This window comes from Actinokineospora iranica, from assembly GCF_900101685.1.
In the GTDB taxonomy this organism is placed as follows: domain Bacteria; phylum Actinomycetota; class Actinomycetes; order Mycobacteriales; family Pseudonocardiaceae; genus Actinokineospora; species Actinokineospora iranica.
Genome location: NZ_FMZZ01000023.1, coordinates 19,108 through 36,804, shown reverse-complemented (window position 1 = coordinate 36,804; position 17,697 = coordinate 19,108). Strand labels below are relative to the sequence as shown.

At 73.6% G+C, this 17,697-nt stretch carries 8 protein-coding genes; all 8 read left to right on the top strand.

From position 1 onward, the window contains the following. The first annotated feature begins 465 nt into the window (after positions 1-465). The 8 genes from BLS56_RS28935 (at position 466) to BLS56_RS28900 (ending at position 17,227) form a co-directional block, all read left to right on the top strand. On the top strand, positions 466-1,266 hold the full coding sequence (locus tag BLS56_RS28935; protein ID WP_091457373.1) for an SDR family oxidoreductase: 801 nt from the start codon (positions 466-468) through the stop codon (positions 1,264-1,266). Beyond that, on the top strand, positions 1,263-8,984 hold the full coding sequence (locus tag BLS56_RS28930; protein ID WP_091457370.1) for a type I polyketide synthase: 7,722 nt from the start codon (positions 1,263-1,265) through the stop codon (positions 8,982-8,984). The genes BLS56_RS28935 and BLS56_RS28930 overlap by 4 nt, the downstream gene beginning before the upstream one ends. A gap of 5 nt (positions 8,985-8,989) precedes the next feature. Further along, a complete protein-coding gene (locus tag BLS56_RS28925; RefSeq protein ID WP_091457368.1) occupies positions 8,990-12,196 on the top strand; it encodes an acyltransferase domain-containing protein in 3,207 nt (1,068 codons plus the stop codon). Positions 12,197-12,207: 11 nt separating this feature from the next. After that, on the top strand, positions 12,208-12,513 hold the full coding sequence (locus BLS56_RS28920) for an acyl carrier protein (protein ID WP_407640561.1): 306 nt from the start codon (positions 12,208-12,210) through the stop codon (positions 12,511-12,513). 9 nt (positions 12,514-12,522) lie between these two features. Then, a complete protein-coding gene (locus BLS56_RS28915) occupies positions 12,523-13,320 on the top strand; it encodes an alpha/beta fold hydrolase (protein ID WP_228772022.1) in 798 nt (265 codons plus the stop codon). A 106-nt stretch (positions 13,321-13,426) separates the two neighbouring features. Further along, on the top strand, positions 13,427-14,587 hold the full coding sequence (locus BLS56_RS28910; protein ID WP_091457363.1) for a glycosyltransferase: 1,161 nt from the start codon (positions 13,427-13,429) through the stop codon (positions 14,585-14,587). Positions 14,588-14,792: 205 nt separating this feature from the next. Continuing rightward, complete coding sequence (locus BLS56_RS28905; RefSeq protein ID WP_091457362.1) at positions 14,793-16,889, top strand: AMP-binding protein; 2,097 nt, start codon at positions 14,793-14,795, stop codon at positions 16,887-16,889. Beyond that, entirely contained in the window at positions 16,886-17,227 is a 342-nt protein-coding gene (locus tag BLS56_RS28900; protein WP_091457359.1) for a hypothetical protein, read from the top strand. Before BLS56_RS28905 ends, BLS56_RS28900 begins: the two co-directional genes overlap by 4 nt. The last annotated feature ends 470 nt before the right edge of the window (positions 17,228-17,697 follow it).

The following is a 17,697-nucleotide window of genomic DNA, read 5'->3' as shown; positions in this document are numbered from 1 at the left end:
TATGGCCGTAGGACGAATGGTGAAAGCGGGGGCAGAATGCGATGCCCAGGGCTTTCGTGTCGGCGGCGTTAGTTGTGGTATGCGACACGGCCTGTCGGGGTCGGCGCCGGTGTCGAAGTTGTCACGGTTCGCACACTCCCCGGCAACGGCGCCGCGGGGCCTGCCGACCCCCGGCGGCCCGGGCCCAGGTGCGGTTGCCCTGCCTCTAGCCTGGTATGACATGGTTTCCCGGGTTCCGCATGGGGTTTCCCGCCCCCGGTAGCGCCGCTGCTCCGTCCGGCTGAAACACTCACAACGGCACAAGTCACCCTGGGGAAACTCGGTGAGCGGTGCGAAGTTCGAGGGGCCGGCTTGACTGTGCCTTAGTGCGCATTCTAACTTCGGCCGGCAGGCGCCGGAAACTCCTCGGCCCGCACGCGGCGCCAAGTGGCGGGTCAGGAAATTGACTCCGGTCGGAGGAATGGCATGAAAGCACCGGGTAAAACGGTGGTCGTCACCGGAGCGGGCCATGGCATCGGCGCCGCTCTGGCCCTGCGGCTGGCCGCCGACTCCCCCCGGGCGGTCGTGGTCTCCGACATCGATCTCGCCGCCGCGACCGAGGTCGCCGAACGCGTGCGCGCGCGCGGCGTGACCGCGGTCGCCGTCCACGCGGACGTGAGCGACCCGGCCCAGTGCCGCGAGCTGATCGCCAGGGCCGAGCGCGACCACGAGGCCGCCGACATCATCTGCTCCAACGCCGGGGTCGCCACCGGGCTCGGCCTGCACGCGGGCGAGGCCCAGTGGGCGAAGTCCTGGTCGGTCAACGTGCTGGCGCACGTGCACCTCGCGCAGGCCGCCGTGCCCGGGATGTCGCGCCGCCGCGGCGGCTACCTGCTGATCACCGCGTCCGCCGTCGGCCTGCTCGGCCTGCCGTCGGACGCGCCCTACACCGTCACCAAGCACGCGGCGGTGGCGCTGGCGGAGTGGCTGGCCTACACCTACGGCCACCTCGGCATCGGCGTGAGCGCGCTGTGCCCGATGGGCGTGCGCACCGACTTCCTCATGCCCGGCGTGGCCGCGGGCCACCCGGCGGCCCGCGCGGTGGCCGAGTTCGCCCCGCTGCTGGAGGCGGCCGACGTCGCCGACGCGGCGGTCGCGGGCATGGCGGAGGAGCGGTTCCTGATCCTCCCGCACGCGGAGGTCGGCGAGATGCACGCGCGCAAGGCGGCGGACCCGGACAGCTGGATCGCGAGCTTGCGCCGTTCTCCAGAGACGAAGACCCGATGACCGACGGAGGCGTCATGGCAGCGCGCGGCGAGCGCCCCGAACTGGTTCTCGGCGTGGGACCGGCGGGACAACCCTGCGCCGGGCTCTGCGGCGCGGTGAGCGCCGCGGGCGGGCTCGGTGTCCTCGACCTGGGCGCGGGCGACCACCGCGCGCGGGCGGCGCTGACCCGCGCAGCGGGCTGGCCCTCGGGCAGGCCGTTCGGCCTGCGCGTGCCCGCCGGGTGCGCGCTCGGCTTCGACGACGTGGCCGCGATCCTCGGCCCGACCGCCGACCAGGTGGAGGTCGTGCTGCTCGGCTGGGGCGCGCCCTGGTCGGTCAGCGAGGTCCCGGACCGCTACTTCGTGCTGGTCGAGGTCACCTCGGTCGCCGAGGCGCTGACCGCGGCGGCCATGGGCGCCGACGGCGTCGTCGCCCGCGGCAACGAGGCGGGCGGGCGCGTCGGCGAGTCCGGCGCTTTCGTTCTGCTGCAACAGCTTCTGGCCGAGCCCGAGCTGGCGCTGCCGGTGTGGGTGTGCGGCGGCATCGGCCCGGACACCGCCGCCGCTGCCATCGTCGGCGGTGCGGCGGGCGTCGTGCTGGACACGCAGCTCGCGCTGCTGCCCGAAGCCGACGTGCCCGACGACCTCACCGCCGCGCTGGCCACCAGCGACGGCACCGACACCGTGGTGATCGACGGTCAGCGGCTGCTGCCGCGCCGCGCGCCCGCGACCGGGCACCTGCCGGTCGGGCAGGACGCCTACCTGGCCACCGCGTTCCTCAACCGCTTCGGCACCGTCGCGCGCGCCGTGGCGGGCGTGCTGGCCGCGGTGCACGAGGCCGTCCGCGCCGACCGGACGCCGGTCCTGGGCTCCGGGTCGCCGCTGGCCCGCGCGCTGGGCACCGCGCTGCCGGTCGCGCAGGGCCCGATGACGCGGGTCAGCGACCGCGCCGGGTTCGCCGCGGCCGTCGCCGGGGAGGGCGGCCTGCCGTTCCTGGCGCTGGCGCTGGCCTCCGGCGAGCAGACCCGCACGATGATGACCGAGACCGCCGCCGCGCTGGGCGCGCGGCCGTGGGGCGTCGGCGTGCTCGGGTTCGCCCCGCCGGAGATCCGCTCGGCGCAGCTCGCGGTCATCGAGGAGCTGCGGCCCCCGGTCGCGCTGATCGCGGGCGGGCGCCCCGACCAGGCCAAGGCCCTGGAGGACGTCGGCATCGCGACCTTCCTGCACGTGCCGTCCCCTGGCCTGCTGGCGCAGTTCCTCGACGCGGGCGCGCGCCGGTTCGTCTTCGAGGGCGCCGAGTGCGGCGGCCACGTCGGCCCGCGCACCAGCTTCACCCTGTGGCAGGCGCAGCTCGACGTGCTGCGCGACCGCGCGGACATCGCGGGAGTGCAGATCCTGTTCGCGGGCGGCGTCCACGACGCCCGCTCCGCGGCCATGGTGTCCGCGCTGGCCGCCCCGCTGCACGACCGCGGCGCCGCCGTGGGCGTGCTCATGGGCACCGGCTACCTGTTCACCGAAGAGGCCGTCACCCACGGCGCGGTGACCGCCACCTTCCAGCGGCAGGTCGTCGCCGCGGAGCGGACCGCGCTGCTGCACACCGCCCCCGGCCACGCCACCCGCTGCGTGCCGAGCCCGTTCGTCGACGCGTTCGAGGCCACCGGCCGCGAGCTGCTCGACCGCGGCGTGCCGCAGCGCGAGGTGTGGGAGGAGCTGGAGAAGCTCAACACCGGCCGCCTGCGCATCGCCAGCAAGGGCCTGCGCCGCGAGGGCCCCGAGCTCGTCGCGGTGGACGAGGCTGGCGTGCTCGACCAGGGCCTGTTCATGGCGGGCCAGGTCGCGATGCTGCGCGACGCGGTCACCACCGTCGCCGAGCTGCACCAGGACGTCACCGCCCGCGCCGCCGAGTTCCACCGCGACCGGGCGACCCGGCTGCGCGCCGTCCTCGGCAAGGCCCGGCCGCAGCGCCCCGCCCCGCAGCCGCTGGACGTCGCCGTCGTCGGCATGGCCTGCCTGTTCCCCGGCGCGCCCGACCTGGCCTCGTTCTGGGCCAACATCGTCGGCAACGCCGACTGCGTCACCGAGGTCCCGCCGCGGCGCTGGGACGCCGCGACCTACTACGACCCGGCCGCCACCCGCGGCTCCGGCGACGCCACCCCGTCGAAGTGGGGCGGTTTCCTCGACCCGGTGCCGTTCGACCCGCTGCGCTACGGCATCCCGCCCGCCGCGCTCGCCGCCATCGAGCCGGTGCAGCTGCTCGCGCTGGAAGCCGCGCACCGGTCCCTGGTGGACGCCGGGTACGCCGAGGGCGGGTTCGACCGCGAGCGCGCGGGCGTGGTGTTCGGCGCGGAGGCGGGCAGCGACCTGTCCACCGCGGCGACCCTGCGCATGGTCCTGCCGTCCTATGTGGACCAGGTGCCCGCCGAGCTGGACGCCCAGCTGCCCAAGCTGACCGAGGACTCGTTCCCCGGCAGGCTCGCCAACGTCATCTCCGGGCGCATCGCCAACCGCCTCGACCTCGGCGCGGTCAACTACACCGTCGACGCCGCCTGCGCGTCGTCGCTGGCCGCGGTGGACGTGGCGTGCAAGGAACTGGCCGCGGGCACCGCGGACCTGATGCTGTGCGGCGGCGCCGACCTGCACAACGCCATCGACGACTACCTGCTGTTCTCCTCCGTCGGCGCGCTGTCCGCGACCGGCGCGTGCCGCACCTTCGACGCGAACGCCGACGGCATCGCCCTCGGCGAGGGCGTGGCGTGCGTGGTGCTCAAGCGCCTCGCCGACGCCGAGCACGACGGCGACCGCGTCTACGCGGTGATCCGCGGCGTCGGCAGCGCCAGCGACGGCAAGGCCCTCGGCCTGACCGCGCCGCGCAAGGAAGGCCAGCGCCGCGCGCTGGACCGCGCCTACGCCAACGCGCGCGTCTCGCCCGCCGAGGTCGACCTGGTCGAGGCGCACGGCACCGGCACCGTCGTCGGCGACCGCACCGAGTTGCAGACGCTGACCGAGGTGTTCACCGAGGCGGGCGCGCGGCCCGGCTCGTGCGTCGTCGGGTCGGTCAAGTCCCAGATCGGGCACACCAAGTGCGCGGCCGGGCTGGCCGGGCTGATCAAGTCGGCGATGGCGCTGCACACCGGCGTCCGCCCGCCCACCCTGCACGTCACCGAGCCCAACCCGGCGTGGGACGCCACCAGCCCGTTCGCGTTCCTGAGCGCCGCGTCGCCGTGGCTGCGCGAGGCCACCGAGCGGGTCGCCGGGGTCAGCGCGTTCGGCTTCGGCGGCACGAACTTCCACGTCGTCATGACCGGGCACGCCTCGGCCGCGTTCACCCGCCGCGGCCTGCGGCGCTGGCCCGCCGAGCTGTTCACCTTCCGCGGCGCGGACGACGCCGCCGCGCACCGGCAGATCGAGCGGCTGCTGGAAAGCGTCACCGCGAACGCCGCCAGCGGAAACCCGTGGACGCTGCGGGACCTGGCCCGCACCGCGGCCGCCCGCGCCGACCGCGAGGTCGCGCCGGTCCGCGTGTCCGTCGTCGCGGAAGACCTCGACCACCTCCAGACGCTGCTGCGGCGCGCGCTGGCGGGGGAGAGCGACCCGAAGGCGGGGCTGTACCGGGTGACCGGTGAGCAGCCGCGGGGCAAGCTGGCCGTGCTGTTCCCCGGCCAGGGCAGCCAGCGGCCGGGGATGCTCTCGGACCTGTTCGTCGCCTTCCCCGACCTGGCCCGCTTCGCCGGGCGCGGCGAGATCGCCGCGGCGATGTTCCCGCCCGCCGCGTTCGACCAGGCCACCGCCGACGCCCAGCGCGACCGGCTGCGCGACACCCGGATGGCCCAGCCCGCCCTCGGCGTCACCGGCCTGGCCGTGCACGAACTGCTGACCAAGGTCGGCGTCGAGGCCGACATGTACGCCGGGCACAGCTACGGCGAACTTGTCGCCCTGACCGCCGCGGGCTCCCTCGACCCGCGCGACCTGGTCGCGCTGAGCGCGGTGCGGGCCCGCACGATCCTCGCCGCCGCAGGCGACGACGCGGGCGCGATGGCCGCGGTCTCCGCCGACCGGCCCACCGTGGAGAGCGTCCTCGACGGCGCCCGGCTCGCGAACCGGGTCGTCATCGCCAACCACAACGCGCCCCGCCAGATCGTCGTGTCCGGCCCGACCTCGATGGTCGAGGAAGCCGTCGCGGCGCTGCGCGCGGCCGGGATCTCGGCCAAGCGCCTTGACGTGGCCTGCGCGTTCCACAGCCCGGTCATCGCGGGCGCGAGCGACGCGTTCGCCAGTGAGCTGGCCTCGCGGTCGTTCGCAGCGCCCCGCGTCCCGGTGTGGGGCAACCGCTTGGCCAAGCCCTACGTCGGCGACGCCGAGGGCATCCGCGCCGAACTGGCCTCCCAGGTCACCGGGGCGGTGAAGTTCTGCGAGCAGATCGAGAACATGTACGCCGACGGCGCCCGGGTGTTCCTGGAAGCGGGTCCGGGCCGGGTGCTCACCAACCTGGTCCGCGAGATCCTCGGCGACCGCCCGCACACCGTGATCCCGATCGAGCCGACCCGCGACGCCGGGCTGCCCGGCTTCCTGCACGCGCTGGCCCGCCTCGCCGTCGCGGGCGTCCCGCTGCGCACCGGCTGGCTCGTCGCCGCCCGCGGCGCCCAGGACGTCAGCACGCTGACCCCACCCGCCCGACCGGGGTGGACGGTCGACGGGCACCTGGTCCGCACCGCGGACGGCAAGGTCATCCCGGGCGGCCTCGCCCCGGCCAAGCGGATCGCGACCCTGTCCGCCGCGGGCCCCGCCCCGGCTCCGGCGAGCACCCGCGACGAGATGGTCGCCGACTTCCTGCGCACCAGCCGCGAGATGATCACCGCCCAGCGCGACGTGCTGCTCGGCTACCTCGGCGCGGCCCCCGCGCCGACCGCTCCCGCCCTGACCCCGGCGGAGCGGCCCGCACTCGGCACGCCTGCCCCCGCCGCCCGCCCGGCCGACGTTCTGTCCACTGTGGTGGGTCTGATAGCGGAGCGGACGGGTTACCCGGCCGACATGGTCGACCCTGGCCTGGACCTCGAAGCAGACCTGAGCGTCGACTCCATCAAGCGCACCGAGATCGCGGGCGAACTCGCCGCCCGACTGGGCAGCGCGGTGGACGTCGAGTCGCTGGTCCGGGCCCGCACGGCGGCCGAGCTGGCCGCGCTGCTCGCCCCCGCCCAGGGACCCCAGCCTGCCCCGGTCGCCGGACAGCAGGCCCAGACGGTGGACGTTCTGTCCACTGTGGTGGGTCTGATCGCTGAGCGGACCGGTTACCCGGCTGACATGATCGACCCGAGTCTCGATCTTGAGGCCGACTTGAGCGTGGATTCGATCAAGCGGACCGAGATCGCCGGTGAGCTGGTGTCGCGGCTCGGTGGTTCGGCGAACGTCGAGGACCTGGTGCGGGCGCGCACGGCTGCCGAGCTGGCGGGCTTGCTCGCCCCGGGCCACCCGGCTCAGCAGGCCGTCGTGGTGGACGTTCTGTCCACTGTGGTGGGTCTCATCGCGGAGCGCACCGGTTACCCCGTTGACATGATCGACCCGGGCTTGGATCTTGAGGCCGACCTGAGTGTCGATTCGATCAAGCGGACCGAGATCGCCGGTGAGCTGGTGTCGCGGCTCGGTGGTTCGGCGAACGTCGAGGACTTGGTGCGGGCGCGCACGGCTGCCGAGCTGGCAGGATTGCTCGCTCCCGCCCAGGAATCTCAGTCGGCTCCCGCGGTGGATGTCCTGTCCACTGTGGTCGGTCTGATCGCTGAGCGGACCGGTTACCCGGCTGACATGATCGACCCGAGTCTCGATCTTGAGGCCGACTTGAGCGTGGATTCGATCAAGCGGACCGAGATCGCGGGCGAGCTGGTGTCCCGGCTCGGCAGCGGCGTCGACGTCGAGGCGCTGGTGCGAGCCCGCACCGCCGCTGAGCTGGCCGACCTGCTCGCGCCCCGCTCGGCCGCCCCGGCCGCGCCCGCCGCGCCGAAGGGCGACGCCCTCTCGACCGTCGTCGCCGTGATCGCCGAGCGCACCGGCTACCCCGCCGACATGATCGACCCGAGCCTGGACCTCGAAGCCGACCTGAGTGTCGACTCCATCAAGCGGACCGAGATCGCGGGCGACCTGGCCGCCCGGCTGGGCAGCACGGCCGACCTCGACGAGCTGGTCCGGGCCCGCACCGCCGCAGCCCTCGCCGACCTGCTCACCGCCACCCCCAAGGCCGCCGCTCCCGCGCCGACCGCAGCCGCCCCCAAGACGGCGACCGGGCCGGTCGTGCGCGGTGAAGCGCCGGGACGCTACGTCCTGGGGCTGGTCGACGCCCCCGGCACACCATCGGACGACCCGGGCGCGCTGTTCGGCGCGACCCTGCTCATCGCGGGCGGCACCCCCGACCTGGTGGAGGAGCTTGCCGGGCAGCTCTCGGCGCGCGGCGCGCTCGCCATGCCGCTGCCGGGCCTGCCCGAGCTCGCCGAGTGGGTCGACCGCGTCGACGGGCTGATCTGCCTGCCCTCGGGCGACGAGCCGCTGCTGCCCGCCGCGTTCCCGATGTTCCGCTCGGTGCTGGAGCGCCGCCCGCGCTGGCTGCTGGCCGCCGCCCACGGCGACCCGCTGCGCACCGCAGGGCTGCGCGGCTTCTTCCGGACGCTGCGCCGGGAGTACCCGGACACCATGTCCCGGCTGGTCGAGTTCGAGGGCTTCCCCGCCGACGACTACTCGGCCGCCGCCGCGGTGATCGAGGAGCTGCTCACCCCCGGCGCGGAGCCGGTGGTGGTGCGCTCGGCGACCCGCCAGGCGTTCGACCTGGTGCCCACCCCGCTCGGCGCGCTGGCCATGACCGGCTCCGGGCCCGCGGGCCCCGGCGTCGCCGAGGCCGAGGCGATGGGGCTGAGCGCGGACTCCGTGGTCCTGCTCGTCGGCGGCGCCCGCGGCATCACCGCGCAGGTCGCCCGCGCGCTGGCCGCCGCGACCGGCTGCAAGATCGAGTTGGCGGGCCGCACCGGCCCGGCCACCGAGCCGGAGCACCCGGCCACCGCGGCCGCGCACGACCTCGCCGGGCTGCGCAAGGCCCTCGCCGGTCTCGGGCACACCGGGCCCGCGGCCATCGACCGCGCGGCCCGCGACATCCTCGCCCGCCGCGAGGTGAACGCGACCCTGGCAGGCCTGCGCCGCCTGGGCAGCGAGGCCAACCTGCACGCGCTGGACGTGCGCGACCCGGACGCGGTGCGCCGCCTGGTCAAGCAGATCCACGCCGAGCACGGGCGCATCGACGCCGTGGTGCACGCCGCGGGCGTCATCGAGGACAAGCTCATCGCCGAGAAGGACCCCGAGTCGTTCCGGCGGGTCTTCGCCACCAAGGTCGACGGCCTCGCCGCCCTGCTCGCAGGCCTCGACGACGTCAGCGCCGCGCCCCGGTTCGTGGTGTCCTTCGGCAGCATCGCCGCCGCCCTGGGCAACCGCGGCCAGGCCGACTACGCGGCGGCCAACGACGCGCTCGACGTGCTGGGCGCGGCGTGGTCGAAGCGCACCGGCCACCGGGCCCTGACCGTCCACTGGGGACCGTGGGCCCCCGACGAGCAGCACGGCGGCATGGTCAGCGTGGAACTCGGCCGCAGCTACGCCGAGCGCGGCGTCAAGCTGATCTCCCCTGCCGACGGCGTCGCCGCCCTGCTCTCCGAGCTGGCCTGGGGCTCGCCCGAGGTGCGGTCGGTGGTCTACACGGCGTCGGGGTGGTGAGGCGGATGGCCCGTTCCCCCGGTGTCCGCCAGCTCCTGCTCGGCGCCGCGTCCCCGGCGGCGCTGACCGAGCTGCTGGCCCGTCCGCTGGAGGACCTGCTCGCCGCCGCGCCCGCGCGGGTGCCCGGTCCGCGCCTGGCGCTGCTCGACCCCACCCCCGAGCGGATCGACCTCGCCCGCCGCGTGGTCGGCAAGGGCCGCGCCTGGCGCGGCCGCAAGGACCTGTGGTTCAGCCCGGACCCGCTGCTGGGCGCGCCGGGCACGAGCATCGCGTTCCTGTTCCCCGGCTTGGAGGCCGAGTTCGACCCTGCGGTCGCCGACGTCGCGCAGTGGCTGGGCGTGCCGGTCCCCGACCTGAGCGTCGAGACCCTGGGCAGGCACGGCGCCGCGGTCATCAACGTCGGCAGGCTCATGGACGCGGCGCTGCGCAAGCTCGCGATCACCCCGGCGATCGTGGCCGGGCACAGCGTGGGGGAGTGGACCGCGATGATCGCCGGGGGCATGTTCGCCGCCGCCGACTTCGAGGAGATGCTGACCAGGATCGACCTGGACGCGCTGCGCGTGCCCGGCGTCGAGTTCGCCGTGCTGGGCTGCCCTGCCGACCGCGCCGCCGAGGCCGTCGACGGGGTGGCCGGGGTCGTCGTCTCGCACGAGAACTCCACGAACCAGACGGTGGTGTGCGGACCGGCGGAAGCGGTCAAGGGCGTCGTGGACGACCTGCGCGCCAAGGCCGTGATCTGCCAGGTCATGCCGTTCCGCTCCGGCTTCCACACCCCGATGCTCGCCCCCTACCTGGCCCCGTTCCGGGAGAGCGGCGTGCCCAGCCTGCGCCTGCACCCGCCCGCGGTGCCGGTGTGGTCGGCGACCACCGCGAGCCCATTCCCGGTGGACGAGGGCGCCGCGCGGGAACTGTGCGTCCGGCACCTGCTGGAACCGGTCCGCTTCCGCGCCCTGGCCATGGCCCTGCACGACTCCGGCGTCCGCGCGTTCGTCCAGGCCGGCCCCGGCCAACTCGGCTCGCTCATCGACGACACCCTGCGCGAGCACGACCACCTGACCGTGGCCGCCAACGCAGGCCGCTCGACCGGGATGCTGCAACTGCGCCGCGCCGCCCTGGCCCTGTGGACCGAGGGCGCCGCCCCCGACTTCACCGCCCTCGACCCCGCCGAGGCCGTGACCGTCGCAGGCCAAGCCGCCACCCCGGAAGCCCCGGCCCCGGAAGCCCCCGCCCCCGCGGACTCGACCGCCGCGGCGTCCGAGGGCTCGCCCCTGCCGGGGATCATGGCCCAGGGAACCACGGCTCCGGCGGCACGCACCGCGTCTCCCGCTCCGGAGCCCTGGCACCCGGCGCCAGAAGCGCCTGCCGGCCAGCTCCCCGGAGTCTCGGCGCCGCCCACCCCGGCCCCCGCGCCCAGGTCCCCGGCTCCAGTCGCCCCGGCCCCAGGGGGCGCGCGGCCTCGCCGCTCCGCGCCCGCCGCGCGGCCGGAGCCGACGCCGGTCGGCGCGCTCGACCAGCTCGCCGCCCTGGCAGGCCGCTTCCCCGCGCTGCCCGAACTCGCCGCCCTGGTTCGCGAGACCGCCGAGTCGGTGGCCGCCGTGCTCGCCGCCGCCCAAGCGGCGCCCGTCGCGTCCGGCCACAATTCGACTGTCGCCCACCGTTCCGTGGCCGCTCCTGATCCGGTGGCCGCCCGCCCCACCGCGACCCCGACCGCGTCCGGCGCAGGCCCTGCCGGGTCCCGGCCGACCCCGGCCGCGCCGAGGACCGCGCCACCCGCGGTCGGTCGGCCGAGGGGGCTCGGATCGGCCGCGGCCGCGCGTGGGCCCGCTGTGCTCGCCTCGTCCACGCCGCCCGGGGCGACCACCGAACTGGTGGTCTCCACCAGCGAGATGCCCTACCTGCTCGACCACTGCTTCGCCCACCAGCGCCCCGGCTGGCGCGACGAGTCCGACCTGCGGCCGGTGGTCCCCGCCACCACCGTCGTCTGGCACCTGATGCGCTTCGCCCAGGACCTTATCACCGACCGGGTCGCCGTCGGCGTCGACGACGTGCGGCTGCACCGCTGGCTGGTCGCCGCGCCCGAGCAGCGGGTGCCGGTGCGCGTGCGGCGGATCGACCGCGACCGGGTGCAGGTCCGCCTCGGCGACTACGCCGACGGGATCGTGGTGTTCGCCGACGACTACCCGTCCGGGCCGCCGGTCTGGGAGGAGCCCGCCGACGAGCGGCAGCCCACGGTGACCGCCGCCCGCCTGTACGAAGAGCGCTGGCTTTTCCACGGCCCGGCCTACCAGGGCGTCACCCGCACCGTGGGCGTCGCCCCGCACGCCGCCCGCGCCGAGATCACCGTGCCCAGCGCGCCAGGGGCGCTGCTGGACAACGCGGGCCACGTCATCGGCCACTGGCTGGTGGAATGCCACCCGCAGCGGTGGATCGCGTTCCCGGTGTCGATCGCCCGCATCCGCTTCCACGCCGCGCCGCCCACGGCGGGCACGGCGGTCGAGAGCGCGATCCGGATCGCCGCCATCGATGAGCGCGAGTTGCGCGCCGACCTGCAGGTCAGCAGCGGCGACCAGACCCTGGTGTCGATCACCGGCTGGACCGACCACCGGTTCGACAGCGACCCCAAGACCAGCGCCGTGCACCGCTTCCCGGAGACCAGCGCTTTGTCCGACCGGCACGAGCGCGGCTGGTGGGTCGCCGCCGAGCGCTGGCCGACGCTGGCCTCCCGGGAGTTCTACCTGCGCAAATACCTCGGCTCGGCCGAACGGGCCGAGTACGAGAGCTGCCCGCCGCGCGAGCGCAGGCAGTGGCTGCTCGCCCGCGTTGTGCTCAAGGACGCGGTGCGGGGCAAGTTGTGGGACAGCGGATTCGGCCCGCTGTTCCCGGCCGAGATCGAGATCCGCGAGGACGCGGACGGCCGGATGGTCGCGGTCGGCAGGGAAGGGTTAGTCTTGCCCGCCCTCGACTTGGCCGTGGCGACCTGCCGCGAGATCGGCGTCGCGCTGGTGTCCGAACCGGCGGCGACTCCGCTCGCCGTCGCGGTGGTCGAGGTGGGGCAGCGGAGCGTCGCGGCGGCTGAGGCCGACGCGCGCGCCGCCGTCGGCGGTGTCAGGGCGGACACCGAACTGGTCGGCAGCCCGGCGGGGCTGCCGGATCGGCAGTACATCGTCGCCTGGACGGCGGCACGTGACACCCAGAGGGAGCGTTTCCAGTGACCATTTCCCAGGTGACCGAGACGGCACAGCAGTCCCCCGCGCGCGCGGAGGTCCTCGACGAGATCCGCGGCATGTTGGAGAAGGTGCTCGACCAGTACGGCCTCGACGACACCGAGATCACCGAGGACACCAGCTTCCACGACGACCTCGGGCTGGAGAGCATCGACCTCGTCGCGGTGGCCGCGATGCTCAGCGAGCGCTACGGCGAGCAGGTCAACCTCGCCGCGTTCCTCGCCGAGCTTGACCTCGACCAGGTCATCGCCCTGCGCGTCGGCCTGCTCGTTGACTTCGTTGTCGACGCGACGGCGGGACGCTGAGCCGTGGCGATGATCGAGGTCAGGGGCATCCGCACGCACTACCAGCGGATGCCCGCGAAGAACCCGCGCTCGGCGTCCCCGCCGGTCGTGGTGTTCGTCCACGGCCTCGGCTACGACAGCCTGGCCAGCTTCTACCTGACCCTGGCCGCGCCGTTCGCCGAGGCGGGCATGGAGGTCTTCACCTACGACCTCCGCGCGCACGGCCGCACCGAGCGGCCTGCGACCGGGTACCGGCTGTCGGACTTCGTCGACGACCTGACTGAACTGCTCGACCTGAACGGCATTCACCAGCCCGTCCACCTGGTCGGCAACAGCTTCGGCGGCACGATCGCGTTCAGCTTCGCCGCGCGGCACCCCGGGCGGGTGCGCAGCATCGTCTCCATCGAGGCCGAGCCCGCCACCGAGCCGTGGGCGGAGAAGATGGGCCGCACGCTGGAAATCGTCGTGGCGGAGATGGACAACGAGGAGAACCTGCGCTGGCTGGCGGAGACCTTCGGCAGCCACCACGCCCGGCTGGCGAAGGCGGCGGCGGCGATGATCCGGGCCACGAGCATCGTGGAAGAGGTGCCTCAGGGGCCGTTGCTGAGCTCTGCGGAACTGGCTTCGATCACGTGCCCGGTGCTGTCCATTTTGGGCAGTGAAGGGTTCCAGAGTGATGATCTGACGGCTGTGGAGTCGTTGCTGCCGGACTGCCGGACCGAGGTCATCGACGGGCAGAACCATTCGGTGCTGGTGGAGCGGCATCGGACTGTGCGGGACATGGTTCTCGGCTGGGTGAACGCTCTGCACGACCGGGCCGCTGCGTGAGTTCCGCCGGGTTTGCTCCGGGCGGGGCTGCTCGGGGGTCCGCTGCGGGCTGGGTTGCGGGGTCTGCTCGATTGGCGGGCGTTGGCGCGGCTTGGCAGGTGGGGCGGTGAGCCGGTTCTTGGTGGTTGTGCCTCCGTTTGCCGGTCACATCAATCCGATGGTTGGTGTGGCTGCTGAGTTGTCGCGGCGGGGGCACTCGGTTGCCTGGGCGGGTGACCCGGAGTTGTTGGGGCGGTTGCTGCCCAGCGGTTCTGTCGTCTATCCGTGTGCTGGTGCTCCGGTTGCCGAGCGGCCTGCGCAGGCTCGCGGGTTCGCCGCTTTGAAGTTTCTCTGGGATGACGTGCTTGTTCCCCTTGCCGAGGCGATGGTGCCTGGGGTTGAGCAGGCGATTGCCCAAGGGCGGCCCGATGTTGTGGTTGTGGACCAGCAGGCGTTCGCGGGGGCGTTGGTCGCTGAGCGGGTGGGGGTTCCGTGGGCCACGTCCGCTACCACTTCCAGTGAGTTCACTGATCCGCTGGCTGCCATGCCCGCTGTTGCCGAACGGGTTGCCGAGCAGCTTTCCGCGCTGCGTGGGCGGTTCGGGGATTCGGGGGCTGAAGGGGATCTTCGGTTCTCGCCGCATCTGGTGCTGGGGTTCACGACGCCCGCGCTGGTCGGGGATGTGGCGATCCCTGGTGGGCCGCTGCGGTTTGTTGGGCCGGTCGCCCGTGAAGAGGCTGTGGACTCTGGGTTTCCATGGTCCTGGTTGGATTCTGAGCGGCGGTTGGTGCTGGTCACCCTGGGGACGTTGAACGCCGACGCGGGTGGGCGGTTCCTGCGGGAGTGTGTCGCCGCCGTCGGTGATCGGCCGGGGGTTTCCGCTGTGGTGGTCGCGCCGGGGGATGTGTTCGCTGGGGTCGAGGTTCCGGACAATGTTCTGGTTCGCGACTCCGTGCCGCAGCAGGCGGTGCTTGACCGGGCCGCCGCGGTTGTGTGCCATGCGGGGCACAACACGGTGTGTGAGTCGCTGGCCCGGGGGCTGCCGCTGGTGGTGGCGCCCATCCGCGATGACCAGCCGATCGTGGCCGAGCAGGTCGTCGGCGCCGGGGCGGGGGTGCGGGTGCGGTTCGCGCACGCGCGGGCCGAGCACATCGGCAAGGCGCTGGACGACGTTCTGGACAACCCGGTGCACCGGCAGGCCGCCCAGGCGGTGCGTGCGTCCTTCCTCGCGGCGGGCGGGGCTGTTGCCGCGGCGGACGAACTTGTGATACTAAGCCAAAAACGCTGACCCCGCGCGATCGTGTCGTCGCAGGTCGTGGCGTGTAACGGCACTTAACGTCCACGCGAAAACTGTCCGCAGGCACATAAAACCTCGACCCCGGTGTGCGGTCACCGCGCAGTTTTGTCGCAACTGGTCGGTCACCCTTGACCCCAGGTTAATGGGGGTGCTTTCTTCGGTGAACCGAGGTGGGACTAGACCGAGGACGGGTGTCATGGCTGCCGACTGCGTGGTTTTCGACATGACGATGGATCACTCTCGGTCCGAGCTGTGGGAGATCCTGGGCGAGCCCGCCCGCTACCCCCGGTTCTTCCGAGGGGTCAGCAGTTGCGACAAGCTCGCCACCGATGGTTACGGCGCGCCCGCCGAGTACGCGCTGCGGGCATGTCTGGGCACGAACGCGGTGATCGATCACCGGCTGCGCACGGTCATCAACCGGCGCGACGAGCAGCTGGTGCTCTCCGGGGTTCCGGACACCGGGGGCTGGGTCTCGATCCGGCTCAGCGACGCGGGGCCCGACCGCACCCAGGTCAAGATCGTCTTCTTCAAGCCCATGCTGCGCCACGAGCTGGGCGCGTCCTGGTCGGAGTCCGACATCCGCACCTGGGCCCGCGACGGGCTGCGCCGGGTGTCCGACCACCTCGCCGGGGTCGCCGACACCCGGGCCGACCGGCACCGGGAGCCGCGCGGGTCGGCGCTGCACGTGGCCAAGACGCTGATCAGCGCGGGCATCCTCATGCCTGCCCGGCCCGACAAGACGCTGCGGCAGCTGCGGGCGCTCGCCAAGTGGGGCGCGACCCTCGCGGGCGGCTACGGCGCCGCGGCCGCGCGGTCGCCCAAGGCGCCCGCGATCACCGACGAGGACCGTGAGCTGACCTTCGCCCAGGTCGATGAGCGCAGCACCCGCCTCGCGCACAGCCTGGCCGGTCTCGGCGTTGGTCCGGCCAGCAAGGTGGGCGTGCTCGCCCGCAACCACTCCGCGATGGTGCAGACGCTGGTCGCGTGCGGGAAGCTCGGGGCGGACGCGGTGCTGCTGAACACCGGGCTCGCGGGCGCGCAGATCGACGACATGGTGCGCAGGCACACCGTGGTCGTCTTGGTCGCCGACGACGAGTTCACCCCGCTGCTGCGCTACCTGCCCGACGACATTCCGCTGGTGGGCACCGGCGAGCCCAGCGACCACGTCAACACCACCGTCGACGAGCTGGTCGACGCCGGGGCCACCGATCCGCTGCCCGCGCCGCCCGAGCCGGGCAGGCTCATCGTGCTCACCTCCGGGACCACCGGCACCCCCAAGGGCGCCCGTCGGCCCACCCCGGGCCTGGCCGACGCCGCGCAGGTGCTCTCCCGCATCCCGCTGCGCGCGGGCGACCGGATCTTCGTGGCCGCCCCGATCTTCCACAGCTGGGGTCTGACCGCCCTGCAGATCGCCATGCCGCTGCGCGCGGGCCTGGTGGTGCAGCGCCGGTTCGACGCCGAGGCGACCCTGGCCGCCATCGCCGAGCACCGGTGCACGGCGCTGTTCGCGGTGCCGATCATGCTGCAGCGCATCCTGAACCTGCCCGCGCAGGTGCGCGCCCGCTACGACACCTCCAGCCTGCGGATCGTGGCCAGCAGCGGCTCCGCGCTGCCCGGGGCGCTGGTCACCGGGTTCATGGACACCTTCGGCGACATCCTCTACAACTTCTACGGCTCCACCGAGGTCTCCGCGGCCAGCATCGCGGGCCCGGCCGACCTGCGCGCCGCGCCGACCACCGCGGGCAGGGCCCCACAGGGCACCCGGCTCGGGCTGCTCGGCCCGGACGGCAAGCCGGTCCCGCCCGGGGTGGTCGGGCGGATCTTCGTCGGCAACGACATGCTCTTCGACGGTTACACCGACGGCGCGGGCCGCGAGGTCCGCAACGAGCTCATGGACACCGGCGACCGCGGCTACTTCGACGCGGACGGGCGCCTGTTCGTCTCCGGCCGCGACGACGAGATGATCGTCTCCGGCGGGGAGAACGTCTTCCCCCGCCCGGTCGAGGAGGTCCTGGTCGACCTGCCCCAGGTGGACGAGGCCGCCGTGATCGGCGTCCCGGACGCCGAGTACGGGCAGCGGCTGGTCGCCTACGTGGTGGTGCGCCCCGGCGCCCGCCTGGACGAGGACAGCGTCCGCGCCTACGTCCACCAGCGCCTGGCCCGGTTCTCCGTCCCGCGCGAGGTCATCTTCGTGGACGAGCTGCCCCGCAACCAGACCGGCAAGGTGCTCAAACGAGTCCTGGCCGAAGGCGACCTGCTCGAACAGCAGGTGGACGCGGGAGACGCGGCATGACAGACGTGCTGGTCGTCTTGGCGGCACTGGTGGTGGCAACCGCGGGCGCGGTCGCCTTCGCGAAGTGGAACCGAGCCCGCAGACGCCGCGACAAGGTCGTGTTCCGACAGGTCCTCGACGAGGTCAGCGCCGAGATCTCCGAGTTCGCCGACGAGATCGAATCGGTGCCCCGCCGCGCGGGCGGAATCGTCGCCGAACAGCGCCGCCGGGCAACCGCCGCCTACACCGAGGCGTCCCGCCTCCTGGCCAAAGCCAGATCACCACGCGAGCTGAGCGAGGCCTGCGCCCTGATCCGCGAGGAACGCCAGCGGCTCCGCTCAGTCCGCGAAGGAGCCTGAGCACCCGGTCAAAACCCACCCCACCCGCCGGACCCACCGACGCCCATCTCAGCGCTCGATGGGTGAACGAGCGCACGGCACACCCCTGCCAGCCGCACGCGAAGCTGCCAGGTGCTCGATGGGATGGCGTGGCTCCTTCGTTGGGGCCCCGAGGAAACCACTCCACCCCATCGAGCCGACCAAGACAGCCACCCCACCGGACAGCACCCCGCCGACAGCGCCTACGATGACGCGACCAGAAATCGCCGCTGCCAAAGAAAAAGCCCGGCGAATGCGTCGATTCCGGTGATGCGCGGAGGCGGCGCGGCGAGGTAACGTAGGCCGCTGAACGCACGTGATGCAATGGTGGCCGAATCATTCCCGATCCGTGTTTCGATACCTCATGCGAACTCGGCGCTCGGTGACAACTTCCCAGGAGAAGTTGCTCGACCACGCACAAAACAGCAGGGTCTGGCCCGTGCGACCTGGGC